Annotated in this window: 18 protein-coding genes and 1 pseudogene; 8 read left to right on the top strand and 11 right to left on the bottom strand. The window is 46.7% G+C overall.

The features are described from left to right. Nucleotides 1–115 precede the first annotated feature (115 nt). Nucleotides 116–1,000, bottom strand: a complete 885-nt coding sequence (locus ACFPYJ_RS26595; protein WP_379191272.1) for a phosphotransferase enzyme family protein — start codon at nt 998–1,000, stop codon at nt 116–118. Nucleotides 1,001–1,224: 224 nt separating this feature from the next. Here ACFPYJ_RS26595 and ACFPYJ_RS26600 point away from each other — a divergent pair, with 224 nt between their 5' ends. Then, the gene (locus ACFPYJ_RS26600) at nt 1,225–1,620 is read left to right on the top strand and encodes a LysM peptidoglycan-binding domain-containing protein (protein ID WP_379191273.1); all 396 of its coding nucleotides are present in this window, start codon (nt 1,225–1,227) and stop codon (nt 1,618–1,620) included. A 327-nt stretch (nt 1,621–1,947) separates the two neighbouring features. Here ACFPYJ_RS26600 and ACFPYJ_RS26605 read toward each other — a convergent pair whose 3' ends face one another. Next, complete coding sequence (locus ACFPYJ_RS26605) at nt 1,948–2,904, bottom strand: glycoside hydrolase family protein (RefSeq protein WP_379191274.1); 957 nt, start codon at nt 2,902–2,904, stop codon at nt 1,948–1,950. A 251-nt stretch (nt 2,905–3,155) separates the two neighbouring features. Between ACFPYJ_RS26605 and ACFPYJ_RS26610 the strand changes: the two genes are divergently transcribed. After that, the gene (locus tag ACFPYJ_RS26610; protein WP_379191275.1) at nt 3,156–4,061 is read left to right on the top strand and encodes a helix-turn-helix transcriptional regulator; all 906 of its coding nucleotides are present in this window, start codon (nt 3,156–3,158) and stop codon (nt 4,059–4,061) included. A 181-nt stretch (nt 4,062–4,242) separates the two neighbouring features. On the opposite strand, the gene ACFPYJ_RS26615 is transcribed toward ACFPYJ_RS26610, so the two are convergent. The 5 genes and pseudogenes from ACFPYJ_RS26615 to ACFPYJ_RS26635 form a co-directional block, all read right to left on the bottom strand. Beyond that, complete coding sequence (locus ACFPYJ_RS26615; protein WP_379191277.1) at nt 4,243–4,515, bottom strand: helix-hairpin-helix domain-containing protein; 273 nt, start codon at nt 4,513–4,515, stop codon at nt 4,243–4,245. A gap of 33 nt (nt 4,516–4,548) precedes the next feature. Beyond that, nucleotides 4,549–5,676 carry an AbrB family transcriptional regulator gene (locus tag ACFPYJ_RS26620; RefSeq protein WP_379191278.1) on the bottom strand — a complete coding sequence of 376 codons (1,128 nt, stop codon included), beginning with the start codon at nt 5,674–5,676 and terminating at the stop codon, nt 4,549–4,551. Nucleotides 5,677–5,937: 261 nt separating this feature from the next. Continuing rightward, nucleotides 5,938–6,219: pseudogene (locus tag ACFPYJ_RS26625) on the bottom strand (alpha/beta fold hydrolase); the annotation flags it as partial. 96 nt (nt 6,220–6,315) lie between these two features. Then, nucleotides 6,316–7,347 (bottom strand): NAD(P)-dependent oxidoreductase, encoded by a 1,032-nt coding sequence (locus ACFPYJ_RS26630; protein ID WP_379191279.1) that lies wholly within the window; start codon nt 7,345–7,347, stop codon nt 6,316–6,318. Beyond that, a complete protein-coding gene (locus ACFPYJ_RS26635) occupies nt 7,344–8,462 on the bottom strand; it encodes a Gfo/Idh/MocA family protein (RefSeq protein ID WP_379191280.1) in 1,119 nt (372 codons plus the stop codon). The genes ACFPYJ_RS26630 and ACFPYJ_RS26635 overlap by 4 nt, the downstream gene beginning before the upstream one ends. 174 nt (nt 8,463–8,636) lie before the next feature. Here ACFPYJ_RS26635 and ACFPYJ_RS26640 point away from each other — a divergent pair, with 174 nt between their 5' ends. The 3 genes from ACFPYJ_RS26640 to ACFPYJ_RS26650 are packed head-to-tail and all read left to right on the top strand — an operon-like array spanning nt 8,637 to nt 10,480. Then, nucleotides 8,637–9,236 carry a bifunctional transcriptional activator/DNA repair enzyme AdaA gene (locus ACFPYJ_RS26640; protein WP_379191281.1) on the top strand — a complete coding sequence of 200 codons (600 nt, stop codon included), beginning with the start codon at nt 8,637–8,639 and terminating at the stop codon, nt 9,234–9,236. After that, nucleotides 9,226–9,765 carry a methylated-DNA--[protein]-cysteine S-methyltransferase gene (locus ACFPYJ_RS26645; protein ID WP_379191282.1) on the top strand — a complete coding sequence of 180 codons (540 nt, stop codon included), beginning with the start codon at nt 9,226–9,228 and terminating at the stop codon, nt 9,763–9,765. The genes ACFPYJ_RS26640 and ACFPYJ_RS26645 overlap by 11 nt, the downstream gene beginning before the upstream one ends. Nucleotide 9,766: 1 nt before the next feature. Then, the gene (locus tag ACFPYJ_RS26650; protein ID WP_379191283.1) at nt 9,767–10,480 is read left to right on the top strand and encodes a 2OG-Fe(II) oxygenase; all 714 of its coding nucleotides are present in this window, start codon (nt 9,767–9,769) and stop codon (nt 10,478–10,480) included. A 16-nt stretch (nt 10,481–10,496) separates the two neighbouring features. On the opposite strand, the gene ACFPYJ_RS26655 is transcribed toward ACFPYJ_RS26650, so the two are convergent. From ACFPYJ_RS26655 to ACFPYJ_RS26670, 4 genes are all read right to left on the bottom strand, one after another. Beyond that, nucleotides 10,497–11,168, bottom strand: coding sequence for a DNA alkylation repair protein (locus ACFPYJ_RS26655; RefSeq protein ID WP_379191284.1), 672 nt, complete (start codon nt 11,166–11,168; stop codon nt 10,497–10,499). Nucleotides 11,169–11,180: 12 nt separating this feature from the next. Then, on the bottom strand, nt 11,181–11,798 hold the full coding sequence (locus ACFPYJ_RS26660; protein WP_379191285.1) for a DNA-3-methyladenine glycosylase family protein: 618 nt from the start codon (nt 11,796–11,798) through the stop codon (nt 11,181–11,183). Nucleotides 11,799–12,217: 419 nt separating this feature from the next. Next, nucleotides 12,218–12,787: a 50S ribosomal protein L25 gene (locus ACFPYJ_RS26665; protein WP_379191286.1), complete on the bottom strand. Its 570-nt coding sequence runs from the start codon at nt 12,785–12,787 to the stop codon at nt 12,218–12,220. A 102-nt stretch (nt 12,788–12,889) separates the two neighbouring features. After that, nucleotides 12,890–13,162 (bottom strand): helix-turn-helix domain-containing protein, encoded by a 273-nt coding sequence (locus tag ACFPYJ_RS26670; RefSeq protein WP_379191287.1) that lies wholly within the window; start codon nt 13,160–13,162, stop codon nt 12,890–12,892. A 204-nt stretch (nt 13,163–13,366) separates the two neighbouring features. Here ACFPYJ_RS26670 and ACFPYJ_RS26675 point away from each other — a divergent pair, with 204 nt between their 5' ends. The 3 genes from ACFPYJ_RS26675 to ACFPYJ_RS26685 are packed head-to-tail and all read left to right on the top strand — an operon-like array spanning nt 13,367 to nt 16,726. Further along, nucleotides 13,367–14,548, top strand: coding sequence for a glycosyltransferase family 4 protein (locus ACFPYJ_RS26675; RefSeq protein ID WP_379191288.1), 1,182 nt, complete (start codon nt 13,367–13,369; stop codon nt 14,546–14,548). Continuing rightward, nucleotides 14,548–15,654, top strand: coding sequence for a glycosyltransferase (locus tag ACFPYJ_RS26680; protein ID WP_379191289.1), 1,107 nt, complete (start codon nt 14,548–14,550; stop codon nt 15,652–15,654). Before ACFPYJ_RS26675 ends, ACFPYJ_RS26680 begins: the two co-directional genes overlap by 1 nt. Continuing rightward, nucleotides 15,647–16,726, top strand: a complete 1,080-nt coding sequence (locus ACFPYJ_RS26685) for a mannose-1-phosphate guanylyltransferase (RefSeq protein ID WP_379191290.1) — start codon at nt 15,647–15,649, stop codon at nt 16,724–16,726. Before ACFPYJ_RS26680 ends, ACFPYJ_RS26685 begins: the two co-directional genes overlap by 8 nt. Nucleotides 16,727–16,850: the final 124 nt, after the last annotated feature.

Consider the following 16,850-nt stretch of genomic DNA (forward strand, 5'->3'; position numbering starts at 1 on the left):
CTGGTCATTTTTTAAGAAAGTGGACTGTCCTTTGGTGTGAATTTACATGCTTTTGGGACAGCCCCTTTAGATGATAGATCTATTCCTAAGAAATCAGAACGGGCATTTCTGCTTTTTAACGATAAGGAACTGCATCAGGCCCCATCAAAGGGGATCGTATTAACAATTTCTTCATGATCCAGCCGTCATCTTGGGTTCCTTCCTCGAGGTGTTGACAGGCCAAGTCTATTAGACCTGCCCACCACATCGGTGTGAGCATCTCCCATTCCTCCGGCTCAAGCGGCGATACTTCATCATACCCGTTTACAATCTCGTCATGCTTCCCGCGCCATGCAAGTGCGAAGTCACCGACCCGGTGGTCAAGATGGGCCAGCTCAAAATCTAGTATTCCCGAGAGTCGTCCTTCTTGGAACCGCAGGTTCCATGGTGTGAAATCACCATGAATGACGATGCCTCTCCGGTTCTCAAGCTTCAGTCCGGCTGCCCGCTTTCGGGCCCGCTCAAGATGCCAGCGCAATAGATGTACTTCTTCAGGTGTCTGCCTCTCATGGGCACTCAGCAGCTCGTCTAATGCCGGATCGCCAAGGATCTCCTCACATCGTCTCCAATTACTGCGCTGCTTGACATCGCTCAGCTTCGCAAGGTCATCATGGAACTGAGCCAGCAGCCTACCCCGGACACGCTGCTCGGATACCGGGTCGACGACGGAGGGCGGATTGCCAGGCAGATAGGAGAATAGACACCACATCTGGCCTTCGAGCCGGATAGGTCCTTCCACAACGGCTGCGACCGGCCATCCGATTGCAGCTATACGCCTTAGCAGTCCCACTTCGTAGTCAATATCCTCAGCCGGTTTAGACCAACGACGCAGCACCAGCAGTTCGCCACGGCATTTCACGAGCCAATGCTGATTGATCCTGCCGCCCAGTGATGTGACTACATTGGCGCCAAACATGGACAATACCTCATGGCTTGGAAAAGGTACCGCATCATCTACCATTTCTTAACCTCCCCCTCATCTTATGACATTCATCTTATCCGAAAAGATGTTAGGCAGCTATATGAATCTGCAAAGCAAAAGGACTGCCGCTTGGCAATCCTCAATCTCCATCAATCTTGACGATCCGTGCCGCAGGATTCATTTTTTTAAATTGATTTGTAACACATTTGATACCAAGGCTATATCCTATATAGTCAAATGACTACTTTATAGGAGGTTTTCTTATGGATCGTGGATTTTTTCCCGGCGGCGGCGGAGGTTTTGGTGGAGGTTTCGGACGTCCATTCTTTCGGCCTTTTCGCCATCCCTTTTTCCCTAACCGTTCCTTATTTCCATTCTTTTTCTTTTCCCCATTCTTTTTTCCTTTTTTCAGGGATGGTCAATCCAATGACATGCTTTTCGCTCAGCACCAAGTCCAAGCTGGAGATACGTTAGCTTCGATAGGCCACAGGTATAATATGCCTCATTCCATTCTGGAGGAGGCCAACTCACACCTAGCCAACCAGAATCAATTGACTGCAGGCGAAATGGTGTACATTCCGCGGATTTCAAACATGGTTTGTCAAAAAACCTATTCGGAGATGCCAGCACCTGCTCAGCAGGGTCAGCCCATGATGTAACAGGGACATTAAGCATACTTAGGCATGGTTACTTAATGTGAACCATCCTCCCTTGCGGGGTCAGCCGGTTGTTACCGGTTGACCTCTTTTTATTAAGCTGTCACCAGCTTTCTCCTTCGCCGCGTCACGTGAATACGCCGTGAATATGCTGATCAAACTTACAGCGCAAACCTATCCGCTTATAATGGAGAGCTGCATGCTTCAACCCGCAAGCTGAAAAGGCTGCCGAGATCGGCAGCCTAAACGAACTGGTTGAGCATCATTCGGATTCTTATCCTTGGCAGCATTCTTTACCGCCGGTTAGGATCAAAACGGAGTTCGCGGGAGTCACTTTTGCTTCGGAATTGAGGACATGCAGATCTGGGATGAAATGTCCCAACTGTACTTGCCCCGGCTTCCTTCGTATAGAATCACATAAGAATCTTCAGTTTCTATTAAAGCCGGAAACCAAATCGCTCCTCCGTCTTCCTGCCCCATCGCTCCGCACCCAAAGATCGGATTGCCGGGATGAGGCTCCCAGTTCAGCAGATCCGAGGATTTGGCAAGTCCAAAATAATCCGGTTCATCAGCCAAATAAGAACTTCCGCCATACATCATATAATAGATATCCCCGTCTTTAATCAATCGGGCGGTAACGATGGACAATGAATCCCAGTTCCCAGGTTTGCCTGCAAAAATGGGCTCGTCCGAAACCGGTTCAAAATGAATGCCATCCTCCGAGTCAGCCAAATGGAGATGATATCCGTTGTTTCTGTACAGCTGATAGATCAGATAAATCTTATCGTCCTTCATCACAACGGCAGGAGCCCGCCCGTCCATAATCTTTCCGACCTTTGTGAACGTGATTCCGTCCCGGCTTGTCGCAAGCCCGATTGCATCCGGCCCATCTCCTATAGCTGAGTAATAAATGAAGATCTGTCCCTTAAATACGACAGCTGCCGGATCCAAAACATCCTTGCTGTCGAATTCATTCGGCAAACCGACGTCTACGATTGGTTCTCCGTTGTTTAATTCCCTGATTTCGATCGAATCTGATGTCACGCTGATAATTTCAGCTGCACCGAGCCGGTCATGCCGCTGACCGTCCGTATTTGGCATAATGCCATTTCCTCGATAATAGAGAAATTGTTTGTTGTTAAACCCAATAATATCCGGATTTGCCACCCATATACTCTTCCACGTGTCTCCGCTTGCTGGAATAACCGGGTTATTCGGGGAATGGTTCCAGGAGAGGCAGTTTTGTTGATAGTTGTTTGAAAATAAATTCCATAACTGTTGGCTCATCTTTAAACCTCCTTATGATACCTTTAATATAGAGGTTTCAGTCTTACGAAACAAGAAATAACACAACTATAACTTGTACTTTTGGAACTAATGCAACTACATGCAAATGACAATCCATACTTCTGCCTAACGATGAGAAAGTATGATCAAATCTTTGACACGTTTGAAGACATCAGGATATAGTGGATGAATGCAGAAACGTTGCGATTACATATATATCTTACACATTCGAAACTATCAAGGAAGGAAAGATGCCCCTTATGCACCTGAACGAGCTGAAAGTACAAGTTCCTCCCCTTCCTCATTTTTTAACGGCTGGAAAAGACGTGTTTGGGCCTGGAATGAAGCATGTCGAACGGCATATGATCGGTATTTTTGATTTAATCGTCGTCTCCAAAGGAACATTATATATGGGTGAGGATGGAACAGACATCCAGCTTGATGCCGGACAAGCGCTCATCTTAAGACCGGATCTGCACCATTACCCGACGAAAGCCTGCGAAGCTGAAACCCGGTTCTACTGGCTTCATTTTCAAGTGTCTTCTCCTTGGATGGAAAAGCATGAGACTGCTCCATTCCAGCTCTCTTCAATGCCGGGCCTGGACACAACCTCATTAAATAATATTGGAAACCAATACCAATTTCATCTGCCGCGGTATCTGACGTTATCGAATCCTCTTGAGATGTACAGCGAATTGGAAGGTCTGCTGAATTTGCTGCCCAAAACCGACTTATTAAGCTGTTGGAAGCAGCAGACGGCGTTCCACCATCTATTGTTCCGGATGTGCGGGGATTCCCAACTGGATCGGCCGGATTCGGCCATCGTCAAATTAGCGGAAAGAACGGCATCTTTTCTAAAAGAAAACTACCGGATGATGATTACCAATGAACTGCTGCGCGGCGCACTCCATTATCATCCCATCTATATCACTAGATGCATGCGGACCGTATTCGGATGTACACCGAATGAATATGTGAACGAATACCGGATCGAACAAGCCAAGATGCTGCTGCTGACCACCGACAGATCCATAGCGGCTGTATCTTCGGAAGTCGGCTTTGATGACCCGCCTTATTTTTCCCGCCGGTTCAGGAGCTCAACTGGAATGAACCCCAGAGATTACCGCAATCAATTTGTATTGAAAGGTAAAAAATAAACTTCGTTGACAGCAGCCGTTTTGAATAACTATTTCGAAACGATTGTCAGACGGTTGGAATAATATGGGCAAATTATGTTCTCCTTTCAACAACAGAAATAAGGAGCTGCCCTAAAGCAAGCTCCTGCAAATCCGCTCCCTGATACAGGAACATGAGTTGTGTTTTTAGAGGCTTAGAATGTCATAAACCGTCGGCAAAAGTTAAACCCTTTGCAGCCAGAGCTTGGCTCATTTGATTCATTGCCTTCGGTCCCATCCCATGGAGCTGCAATACCTCAGCCTTGGTGAGCTTGCTGAACTGCTCAAGCCGCTGGTATCCAGCTCCAGCAAGTGCCCGGCGCGCCGGGCTGGCCAATCCGCTTGGAAGATCAGACTCCGGCAGCTCGCTGTTATGACTCCGACTATTCATTTCGTTATTATCATTCTTCGACATAACCATTTTCACCTCAGTCATCCGATTGTCCCCTGCTGGAACCCGATTCTGGACCTATCTGAGCCTCGAGCCCAATTTTTTCTTCGCATCCTGATTCCTTGCATATTTAATAATTAGTCTTAGCAACGGCGGAACTGCGAAGAAAATAAAGAAGGTACGAAATAATTGATACCCTGCAACCATAGATAAATCCGCATGAACCTCGTGAGCGATAATGCCCATTTGATCCATACCGCCTGGTGCCAGGCTCAGCAATGCCGTCGACATCGAAACGGATTGAAACTTGGTCAGCAGCAGACCGAAGCCGAGCGCTCCGGCAACAAGCGCCAGACTGCTCAGAATCGATAAGGAAATCGTCCGAAGCTTATGTGTCAACTGACCTGGCCTCAGCAGCATTCCCACATAAGTCCCGATCATAAACTGCGCCGCGCTGATGATAAAGGATGGTAGTGCAGGTCCGTGCAGGCCAATCAACTGAAGAACCGCTGTGCCGATTGCCGGCCCCAGCAAATAGGCGGTAGGGAACTTGATCTTACTGCCCAATAACGCACAAAGGATACTAACGGCAGCAAAAATCAAAAGGTTGGGGAATAAGCTCGTCCCGTCCATACTGACAACTGCAGTCGCTTGGGCAGCGATCGAATCTGCATGATGGTACCCAAACAATGGACTGAATATGAAAGCAGGAACACAAATAATGATGGTCATCAGCCGAATAACCTGCATGACGGTCACAACCGTTATGTTGACTCCTTCCGTTTCTTCGGCCAATGAAAGGACCTGGGTCAATCCCCCCGGAACACTCCCCATAAGCATCGTCAAATAATCTCTTCCCGCCAAAATGGAGACTACATAAGCCATGCCGCCGCAGAAGAGCAGCAATAGAACCGTTAGAAGCAGCATCGATGGAAGTTGATGAGATATCTCCCGGAGCGCAGCAGCTGTCATTGATAATCCGATTGTATATCCGACAATGATCATCCCTGTGTTTCTGGCCAAGCCAGGCCAACCGTAACGCTCCTTCCACACATTGGAACCGATCAGAACGGCGATCATTGGTCCGAGCAGCCATGGGATCGGCATATGCAGAAGATTAAACAAGGTCCCTCCGGCCATAGCCGTGACCATCGTAATCATTATTCTCCCAGATAGCTTTGTGTTGATAACAGGTTTTGTTTTCATGGCATCCTCATCCTGTGTGTTCTGGTTTATCGTAATGGAAGGCGGTCACGATGCGCTCATAGGCGTTCAATCTGTAAATCGTGAACGAACTCCCCTTCTCGCTCCAGTCGTACGGCATGCAAGAGAATCGGAATTTCGATCCCATGAATGGTTTGTAAGGATAAATGCATATTCTCTATCTTTCCATTCAGCTTAATGAGTGAAAAGAAGACGATTTTATAAAAAATAGAGCTGGATCGCGTTAAAATCGTTTCAAATTGTCCCGACAAACACCGCATCTTTTATGTCAAGGGCTTCACAGATGTCAAGCACATCTTGGGCATAACCATCCAATTGGCTGTATCGGCCGGGGGTATACGCACGAAGGTCCGACTTACCTGAACCGACATAATCGAACAGCACGACCCGGTAATTATCTTCAAAGGCAGGAGCCATGTAACGCCACATGTTCTGATCGCACCCGAACCCAGGGGCAAAAATCATATACTGTGAACCGCTGCCGGTTATATTCACATTATTGCGGATAAGAATATCTTCTGCCATAAAGAACTCCTCTCACCAATCGTTCTCATAGGCGGCGAAATGCAGCCAATTGACCTTCATCCATTCTATCATGATTTGTGACATTGATCAGCAAGGTTATAAGTGCTGAAGCGGTTGAAATTGTTCGTATAATTTCTCAACAAAGCGATAGTTGGCATCCTTCGTGCGCCCTGCATGATGCGGGGTATGAACGACATTATGCCGCCCAAGCAAGGGGTCGTCTACAGGCAGCGGCTCGATATCAAATACATCCGCTGCCAAACTGAGTTCATCTGCCAATACCCTTTCACGAAGCACTTTCATGTCGCAAATATCCGCACGCGTAGCGAGCACGACCAGCGTTCCCTTTGGGAGGGCTTGAATATGCCCGGCAGTTATGATCCCTCTGGTTTTTTCGGTAAGCGGCAGCATTGGAACAAAAATTTCGGCATCTGCAATCAGCTTGTCCAAATGCCATTCCTTCCGCGCCCCTGCCAGATGAAAACTCGGTTCCGTCGCAAAAGGATCCCATGCTGCAGCATCGGCGCCAAGCATATGGACAAAGCTTGCATAGCGGCTTGCAATATTGCCTGCGCCTACAATCCGTACCCGCTTGCCGGCAACGGTACCATTCGCAAACCGGTTATCATCACCGAATTGGAAGCCTCTTGCTCCCGGTCTTCCAATGCCTCCGGGAACATCATAGTCCCACGGCTGCGTACTGGTGATTATTTCATGATGCAATTGCGGAATGCGGCGTAAGGCACAAATCGTCAAGCCAAGCGCAAACTCACTGACCGATTGGCTCCAGAACCCTTCTGTTGGCTGGGTATACCACCGTATGTTGCGTTCATTCAGTACTTCAATGATCGCCGGTGCCGGCTCTGCGCGTTGAAATGTCGACTCAATGACGGTATCCTGCAGCGAAGAAAACCGGCCGATGCAGTCAGCGGTAATATCCGCATTCAAGCAGATCAAACGGGTTACAGTTTCGGGACTCCGGACAACCTCACTTGCCCTGCGGGCGGATCCGGCTTCCAGCCGAATTAATTCCACTGCCCCGTCATTCAGCATAAGCTCTACCAGCCGTTCGACAGCAAACGGCCAAGTCCGGTCAAATTCAGGATGTACAATGATGACGCTTCTCAAGCCTTCCGCCTCCTTATCTCAAATGGCAAACGAACGGGCTCCCCGCCGCGAAGTGCGGATTCGTGTGCGCAAAGTCCGGCTGCTGTCCAGTTGGCAGCAGTGAAGACATCCGGGAACGGTTGTCTGTTCTCCGCTATACTGCTGATGAATTCATGAGCCATATGAGGATGCGAGCCTCCATGACTGCTCCGTCTTTTGAGTCCCAGCTCCCGGTGCTCATCCAAATCATTTAGACAACCGGATGCGTAAGCACGTATACCTTCCGGCAGAAGGAAATCAAAATCCGGTATCTCAGCATGCCGGCCCTGATCACCACGGAAAAGGAAAGGGTTCTCCTGATCAAGTCTGCGCCATTCGAAACTCATGTGCTCCGCATACACATCGAAACTCTCCAGGTATTCTCTGGCGGTTTGAAATAAGGAGCGTGTAACTTCTGCAGCCAGATCGGAGTCCTCTAACTTGAATAAAGCGGATTCCACCGCATACGGAGAACCATATTTGGCAGCCAAATGTTCAGCAATTTGTCCAGAGCCCATACAAGTGACCATCTCCGCATCCTTTCCTGCGAGCGCAAGTAAAGGTCCAATGGCATGAGAGGAATAATGCATAGGAGGCAAACCTTCCCAATAGCCCGGCCAGCCCTCCATATTTTGATGATGGGAGCCTCGGAGAAACTGTATGCGTCCTAGCTCCCCACTCTCGTGCAGGCTCTTGATATATAAGAATTCTCTGGAAAAAACAGCGGTTTCCATCATCATATAGCTCTTACCCGAAGCTTGCTGCGCTTCAATTATACGGCAGCAGTCTTCGATGGAGGCTGCCATCGGCACGGTGCAAGCGACATGCTTGCCGGCTAACAATGCAGCGATTGCATGTTCGGCATGATTTGGAATTGGGGTATTAATATGTACAGCATCCAGGCTCGGGTCCTGCAGCATTTCCTCATAGCTCGTATATCGGACCGGAATTTGAAAATGATCTCCGAACGTATTCAGCACCTGCTCATTGCGCTGACAAATCGCATACATCTCGGCATGCGGATGATTTTGATAAATCGGGATAAACTCTGCTCCAAAGCCGAGACCGACTATGCCTACCTTGATTTTCTCAGTCAAATTGCGACCTCCTTCATACCTCTCATTTGAATTCCATTCACCTGCCTACTCCATAATATTGATTATTACTGCCTATAGCAAGCAAGTTATTCGTTTCGTTATCTTGCTCTTATAATCGAAAATGCGTACAAATGTCCATTGACGGGGTTATACTGTTTGGGGAGGTGAACGACAATGGGAAAGCAAGTAAACGCGGATAATTTACCCGATGCAAGGTGGCGGGCTATCCTCAACAATGATGCTTCGTATGATGGCCAGTTCTTCTATGCGGTACAGACCACGGGTATTTTTTGCCGCCCTTCCTGCAAATCCAGACCGCCCAGAAAAGAAAATATTCAATTATTCGAAACGGCCGAGCAAGCCGTATCCGCCAAGTTTCGCCCCTGTAAGCGATGCAGGCCCACCGGCCAGCGATTGCCTGACGAGGAATGGATCGCCTTGATTACGGAATATATGGATAAGAACTATAGACAGGCATTAACATTGAAGATTCTGTCCGATATCTCGCACGGGAGCCCTTACCATTTGCTTCGGACGTTTAAGCGAATCAAGGGGATAACACCGGTTATGTATCTGCAGCAAAAAAGGATCGACCATGCCAAGGAGCTGCTGGTTACATCGGATAAATCCATTGCCGAGATCGGCCGCTATGCGGGAATGCCAAACACGCCTTATTTTATTACACTGTTCAAGAAAAAGACGGGACTCACGCCGGCAGGCTATCGCCAAATACAGACCCGAAACTTAGAGGAGGTTCGCCCAAATGGGAAATAAATCAGATTTACCCGTGTATTGGTCATTGTTAATACATCAAGACTGGAGGCTGCATATCGCGGCTACAGCAAAAGGACTTTGTTTTGTGGGCTCGCAAAATCACAATTTCGAAGAAATGAGCGAATGGTCGAAAGCTTGCTTTCCTGGCAGTACATTGATTCAAGACGATGCGAAGCTTGAGCCGTTTGCAGCCGAGCTCATTGAATATTTGCAGGGTTCTCGCAAGAACTTCACAATCCCCTTTGATTTTTACGGTACGCCATTTCAATTATCCGTATGGAACGCGCTTTGCAAGGTTCCGTATGGGGAAACAGCATCTTATTCGGACATTGCTGAGCAGATTCAAAGACCGGCCGCTGTACGGGCAGTTGGCGCTGCCATCGGCGCAAATCCGGTCTTAATCACTGTACCGTGCCACCGTGTAATCGGAAAAGGCGGCGCCTTAACCGGCTACCGCGGGGGGCTCGACATGAAAACACTGCTCCTGCAATTGGAACAAGACGGCTCGCATGTAAAGAGCGGTGCATAGTATGCCGAACCCTCTCATTGTGCGGGCAGCAGAGCTGGACTGGCCTTCCCTGCAGTTATCATTAGATGAACAGGGTTACGCCAAGCTCCCCTCCATGTTAACGAATCAGGAATGCATAGAAATCATGGATACCTATCACATACAAGACCGCTTCAGAAGCACCATTGACATGGCAAGGTATCGTTTTGGCGTCGGGGAGTATAAGTATTACAACGCTCCCCTCCCGGCTCTAATCCAGCAGCTGCGCGAAGAGTTATATCCGCCTCTTGCAGCAGCAGCCAATCGATGGCTTGAGCAGTTGGGCCAGACTGCCTCCTACCCGCCCAAGCTTGATGAATTTCTTGTTCAATGCCGCCAAGAGGATCAGCTTCGGTCAACGCCATTGATTTTGAAGTACGAAGCGGGCGGATACAATTGTCTTCATCAGGATTTATATGGAAAGGTGTATTTCCCCTTCCAGGCGGTGTTCCTCCTCAGTCAACAGGAAGAAGATTATACGGGCGGTGAATTTCTATTGACGGAGCAGCGGCCTCGTGCGCAGAGCCGGGGTCATGTCATTAGACTGAATCAAGGAGAAGGTCTCATTTTTCCAACGAATCATCGACCGGTGCTTGGAACGCGCGGTTATTACAGAACAACGCTGCGGCATGGGGTCAGCACAGTCTTAACAGGAACCAGATACAGCTTGGGAATAATCTTTCATGACGCTAAGTAGTGCGATATCGCTCTGTTTATTTGCGTTTCATACTCCGGATTCGAATTTTGGACTCCTCGTCCACTCGCAGGGATTCGGTGATTTTTTGCAGAGCTTTATTGTAGGTGAAGTCATCCAGCGAGCTGCTGGGTAAATAGGCCATTGTCTCTTGCGGAAGCTTCACATAACAGATGGATACTGCCCACGCAACCGCCATTTTGACATAGTACCCCTCATGCTTGATGCCGTCCAGGAGCTGCAAAACACGGCTGATATAATCGGCTTCAATGTAATAATCAAGCAGCATGACGACCCCAAAACGGATGTCATATTCTTCGGCAGACTGTAGATAAGGCTGGAGGAAATCCCATACTTCTTCCAAATGAAGCTTCGTAACCTTCAGCCCGATACAGAAACTATCGCAAACCGACCAGTTATCAATCTTAGGGACAAATTCGGCCACATAGTTCAGGATTTCACCGATATCCGCTTGCACATAGCCGATCACCATACCCTGCAGCATGACTTCCTCAAAATATTCATTTTCAGCCTGTTTCAGATACGTACGCCAATCTCCCTTAGCAATCGTTCGGGCCAGCTTACGCAGCTCTGGCAGCCGAACACCTAGCACATTATTGATATTCGGAATCAATGCCGAAGTAAAACGCTGATATTCTGCATCAGCTAATTCAAATAAGAGCTGCTTCATCCGTGTGTCCACCTATTCAAATGAAATTTCCCACAAGTATATGGAAGCAATTGAGCCATGGGGCGAATATCTTTGCCGGTATTGTTCGAACTGCTCTTTCGTAAGCGTATCATGGCCATATAGTTTCTTCATCCCCCGCCGAATGGCAATATCCCCCCAACTGACTACGTCAGGACGCTCCATTGCGTTGATTAACAGCATTTCAGCCGTCCATTTCCCCACACCATTTAATGTCATTACCTTCTTAATGACCTCCGAATCGGACAAGTCATAAAGCTCGTCTAAACAAAAAACACCCTTGGCAGCAGATTCGGCAATTTGATGAATGCAAACCGCCTTCTTCATCGTCATCCCGCATTTCTGTATATCATCCGGTGACTGCATAGCAAGATTTGACGGAGTAATGTCTCCAAATTGAATCTGCATTCTTTCCCAGATCGTAACGGCAGCCTTCGCAGAAATAAGCTGGCCAACAATCGCATGGACAAGAGCCGCGAACAAATCGGGAATGATGACACGCTCGATCCTGCCGAGTCGCATCATTGCTTCCCCGAGTGCCGAATCTACACTTGTCAATGCATCGATTTCGTCCTGTCCATAGTCAAAACACTTCGTTATTACGGTTCCCAAGTTTTCTTCACTCCAGTGACTATTACTGATCCACTAGTTGATTGGCACGTATCCATACTACACCTCAGCATACTCCAAAGGTAAGAGAACACGAATAAGATAGCAAGATTGCGAAATGAAAGCTCCTATCCTAAATGAAAAAAGTCACCTCTTGGGAGGTGACTTGGCAGGCGGATCCGCCCTCTGCGGCTTTCTCAGTGACTATGAGCACCGACTCGATGTCAGTGTCGCTTTAAGCCATGTCTTCTTGGCAGGATTGATATGCGTATACATCGCTTTAGTCGCAAGCATCAGTATCGGTAATGCCCGGATTCAGCGGCGCCAATAAACAAATAGAAAATCCCCTTTCAAGCAGTAAATGAAGGTTCACTCATAATCCTTCACACTTTTGCTGAAAGGGGATTGTATTCTTGAATCTATTAAGCCGTTTCTGCTGTTTCCTCATGTACCTTCTTGATCTGAATCATGACCGTCTTGGGATCCGTCAACACTTCAATTCCATCCTTGAAGATCAGGTCGGATACGAGGAGCTGATCACCTGTATCCAGGCCGCTTATATCTACTTCCATGGAAGAAGGCAAATCACCAGGCATGCAGCGAACTTCAACTTCATATATGTCTACCTGCAGTACCCCGCCGGATTTCACGCCGATCGCTTCGCCTGCGAAGTGGATCGTAACTTTACTATCCATGCTTTCCGTCATGTTCACATGATGAAAATCGATATGCAGCAGTTTGCCTGACATGATTTCCCTTTGGATATTTTGAACTTTGATCGGCATGACTTTCTCATCGGAAGTTTTGCCTTGCAAAATTGCCCGTGGATTTGTTTTCAAAATATCCAGCATTTCAGTTTCTTTCACTTCTAACGACAAAGTATCTTTACCAATACCATACAACACGGCCGGAATACGTCCCTGTTTTCTTGCTTGATTCATGTGGGATTTTGTTTCACCAGTGCGCTTGTTTAATTGAATAAATATACTCATTGATAATACCTGCTCTCTTTGACCATAAATTCTTGTCACTTAAGATTATAACATGACCATAGAATCTAGTCAATTAAGCTGTCAAGTTAAGCCATCAGGTTCCTATTCATTGCGATCTTCCTGTTGAGCAATCGATTCATCTTTACCTCGATCGTTTTCAACACCTTTTTCGATTCCAATAAGCTGTCCGGGCTGCACATCAAAATATATACAGAGCTTTAGCAGTAAATCTCTCGGATACTGCACCATCTCATCTTTATACATTCGGCGAATAGAATCAAAATGATAATTAACATCTTTTGCGAGCTTGCGTATCGATAATTTGGGATCATGATTCTCCATGACCTCTTTAAGTTTACTGCGTATGACTGTCATACACCCACCTCCTCAATCAATATATAGGGGAATAGGAGCAGAGTCAATAAATTGACAAGAAAAAATGGTCATGATATATTGGATGCAGGAAAAATTTTAGAATTTTCTGAAAACTAAATGCCCTTTCCCTATTGAAAATAAAGCCCACTTTATTTTCTTTTTTTATTGTCAAAAATCGCAATACCTATATGGAGGATACTTGATATGAGAAACGCTGACAGTAAACGAAACATCGCTTTTCTGGGAACCAGCCTGCCAAGAGAGTGCGGCATAGCTACCTTTACACAAGATCTATTAGATCAACTCAAGCATATTCAAGGCTTCAATAAACCGAGGATTATTGCTATCAACAACAATGAAACCTACTACTACCAGGATCAGGTAATGAGGGAAATCGACCAGCATAAACTATCCGATTATTTGGATGCAGCCGATGATCTTAACCTATCCAATGTGGATCTTCTTGTCATCCAGCATGAATTCGGAATTTACGGGGGTGAAAGCGGGGTATATTTGCTTCCATTCGTCGAGAAACTGCGTATTCCGTATATCGTTGTTTATCATACCGTGTTGACCAAGCCTTCTGCCAAACAGCGGCTTATCATGAACAGGCTTGCGGAAAGAAGTGTTAAAGTCATCACCATGGCGCAGTCTACCGTTAAGGATTTGATCTCAATCTATGGGATTGACAGCACAAAGGTAGCTTTCATTCATCATGGCGTACCTGATGTCCAAACTGAATCCAGAGCTAAGCTTAAAGAACAATATGGCTTTGGAAACCGAAAAATTTGTTCCACCTTTGGCTTTTTAAGCCCCGGCAAAGGAATTGAATATAGCATCGAGGCTATGCGCGGAGTGGTCAAACACCATCCAGATGCGCTGTATATTATTTTCGGAAAAACACATCCGGTCGTCAAACAAGAGACCGGCGAAGTATATAGACAAAAATTGATGGATCTTGTTAAGGAATTTGGTTTGAACGGTAACGTTCTCTTCGTCGACAAGCTATTGACGCAGGAAGAAGTTATTCAATCGCTAGTTATGTCCGATATCTACTTAACTCCTTATCTTAGCAAAGATCAGGCCGTGAGCGGCACATTGGCATACGGTATCGGTTACGGAAGAGTTGTTGTTTCCACTCCTTATCGCTACGCGGAGGAAATGCTGGCAGAAGGCAGAGGTTTGCTAGCAAACTTCCGAGACGCTGCCTCATTGGAAGCTTGTATTCTCCAACTGTTGGATAATCCTAGTCAAATACATGAAATGGAAAAACTCACGCATGAGCTCGGCAAGACCATGATGTGGAGTGAAATCGCCAAATCGTATGCAGCAATCTTCAAAGATAATATAACGAACTCAGAGTTAACGAATAGGAGTGTGATTTAATGGGAATTCAAACACTTCTACAGTTTAAGACCGATTACATGCGCAGAATCACCGATGATACAGGGATTTTCCAACATACCAAGTTTGGAGTCCCTGATCGCTCAAAGGGCTATACGACAGATGATAATGCGCGGGCGTTAATTGCAGCCGTTTTATTGTACAGCCGCAGCAAAGACACCGGTGTGCTGAACCTCATTTATACTTATGTTTCCTTCATTCATCATGCTCAAAATAAAGAGGGAAACTTTCGAAATTTTATGGATTACAACCGATCATTCGTAGAAGATCACGGCTCAGAGGATTGTCAAGGCCGCACGTTATGGGCACTTGGATTCACCCTTGCTCATTCCTCCTCCCTGCCCGATAATTTGCTGAATACCTGCCGTTATTTAATCAATCAAGCATTGCCGTATCTTCATACGCTGGGTTCTCCTCGTGCTCGTGCTTACGCCATCATTGGTCTAAGTTATTTGCTCGAAACCCCAAATGCTTTATCGTACTCCTTCCCCTATCCCCATAAGCCAACGACTCCGGAAGAAAAGGCTTTTCTGCCCCGGGCATTCATAGTTGAACTGATCGAAAATGTGGCAGTAAAGCTGCATACGCAATACGAAAACAATAAAGGAAATGGCTGGAATTGGTTTGAAGACAGTCTTACTTACGGTAACTCCATGCTCCCATGGGCCTTATTAAAAGCGTTCTATCATTCAGATAATTATAGTTTGAAGCAAACAGCCAAAGAAAGCTTGGATTTCCTAGCTTCCCAAACCTTCTCAAAAGAAGGCTACTATAAACCGATCGGCAGCCATGGCTGGCAGCTGCGAGACGGGCAAGCCGCTCCCTACGATGAGCAGCCGATTGAAGCCTGCGAAATGCTGCTTGCATGCAAGGAAGCAGCGATTGTGCTCCAAGACCCCGCTTATCTGAAGCAAGCTGCCTTATGCTATGAATGGTATCTCGGACGTAATTCATTTCAAACTTCTCTCGTTGATCCCCAAACGGGGGCTTGCTACGATGGCATTCACTCGACTGGGTTAAACCTTAACCAAGGATCGGAAAGCATCATATCCTTCACCATTGCCCATTTGGTGATGCACCATGAATAAATTTGCTACGATTCTTGCAGGCGGGGGCGGAACTCGTTTCTGGCCGCTGTCTAGACAAGAGACTCCGAAGCAGCTTCTGAATATAAGCGGAAACGACATTATGCTGAACGACACGATAGAACGTTTCAAAGGCATTATCCCTCAGGAGAATACAGTTATCGTAACGAATCGTTCCCAAGCGGTTTTGCTGGAGAGTATCATGCATAGAAGTGTCTTGAAAGGTAATATTCTGATCGAGCCTGTTGCGAGAAATACAGCAGCCAGCATCCTATTTGCTGCCTTGTCGATAGAAAAATCCCATGGTGATTCATTAATGGTTGTCCTGCCCTCAGATCATTATATAACCGATGAAGAGCAATTTCGGCTAACACTGGACGAAGCCTGCACGGTCGCTATGGAAACAGACAAAATTGTAACCATCGGAATTAAACCGACATTCGCTTCAACTGGTTACGGCTATATCGCTTTTGACAAAGAGCCAATTGCTTCGAATCCTGTAGCCGTCTATGGGGTCGCAGAGTTTGTTGAAAAACCGAACTTCCAGAAAGCACAAGGTTATCTGGCCTCCGGAAATTATTTGTGGAACAGCGGGATGTTCATTTGGAAAACATCGGTTATTATTAATAACTTCAAACGTTACCTGCCTCGACTCTATAAGACGATGCTTCCAATCAGCGACTACCTGGGGTCAGAACAGGAAGAGGAAATCATTAATCAGATTTATCCAACGCTGCAAAACATTTCGATTGATTACGGTATATTAGAGCGCTCCGATGAAATCGTTGTTCTGTCCGGTCAATTTGGCTGGAATGATATCGGGAGCTGGGATGCTCTTGGCGCGATCTTCCCCCCGGATGAAGCGGGGAACATAATAAAAGCGAACCATCTAGGTATAGATACACGGAATTCGATCATTTATGGCAATGGCAGACTAATCACGACCATAGGTTTAGACGGCTTCATCATCGCAGACACCGAAGATGCGCTGCTCATATGTCCCAAGGACAAAGCGCAGTCTGTCAAAGAAATCGTTGAGCTGTTGAAGGAAAATGAAATGACGGCCTATATGTAAAGAACAAGCCTGATAAATCAGGCTTACAGGGTTACTAGTACAGAAAAAGAATAAGGGGCTGTCCCATAAGGTCAATAAATTGACCTGCGGGCCAGCCCCTTTCTTTGTTAAAAGAAAACAAAAA

Source organism: Paenibacillus solisilvae (assembly GCF_042656405.1).
Lineage (GTDB): Bacteria > Bacillota > Bacilli > Paenibacillales > Paenibacillaceae > Paenibacillus_Z > Paenibacillus_Z solisilvae.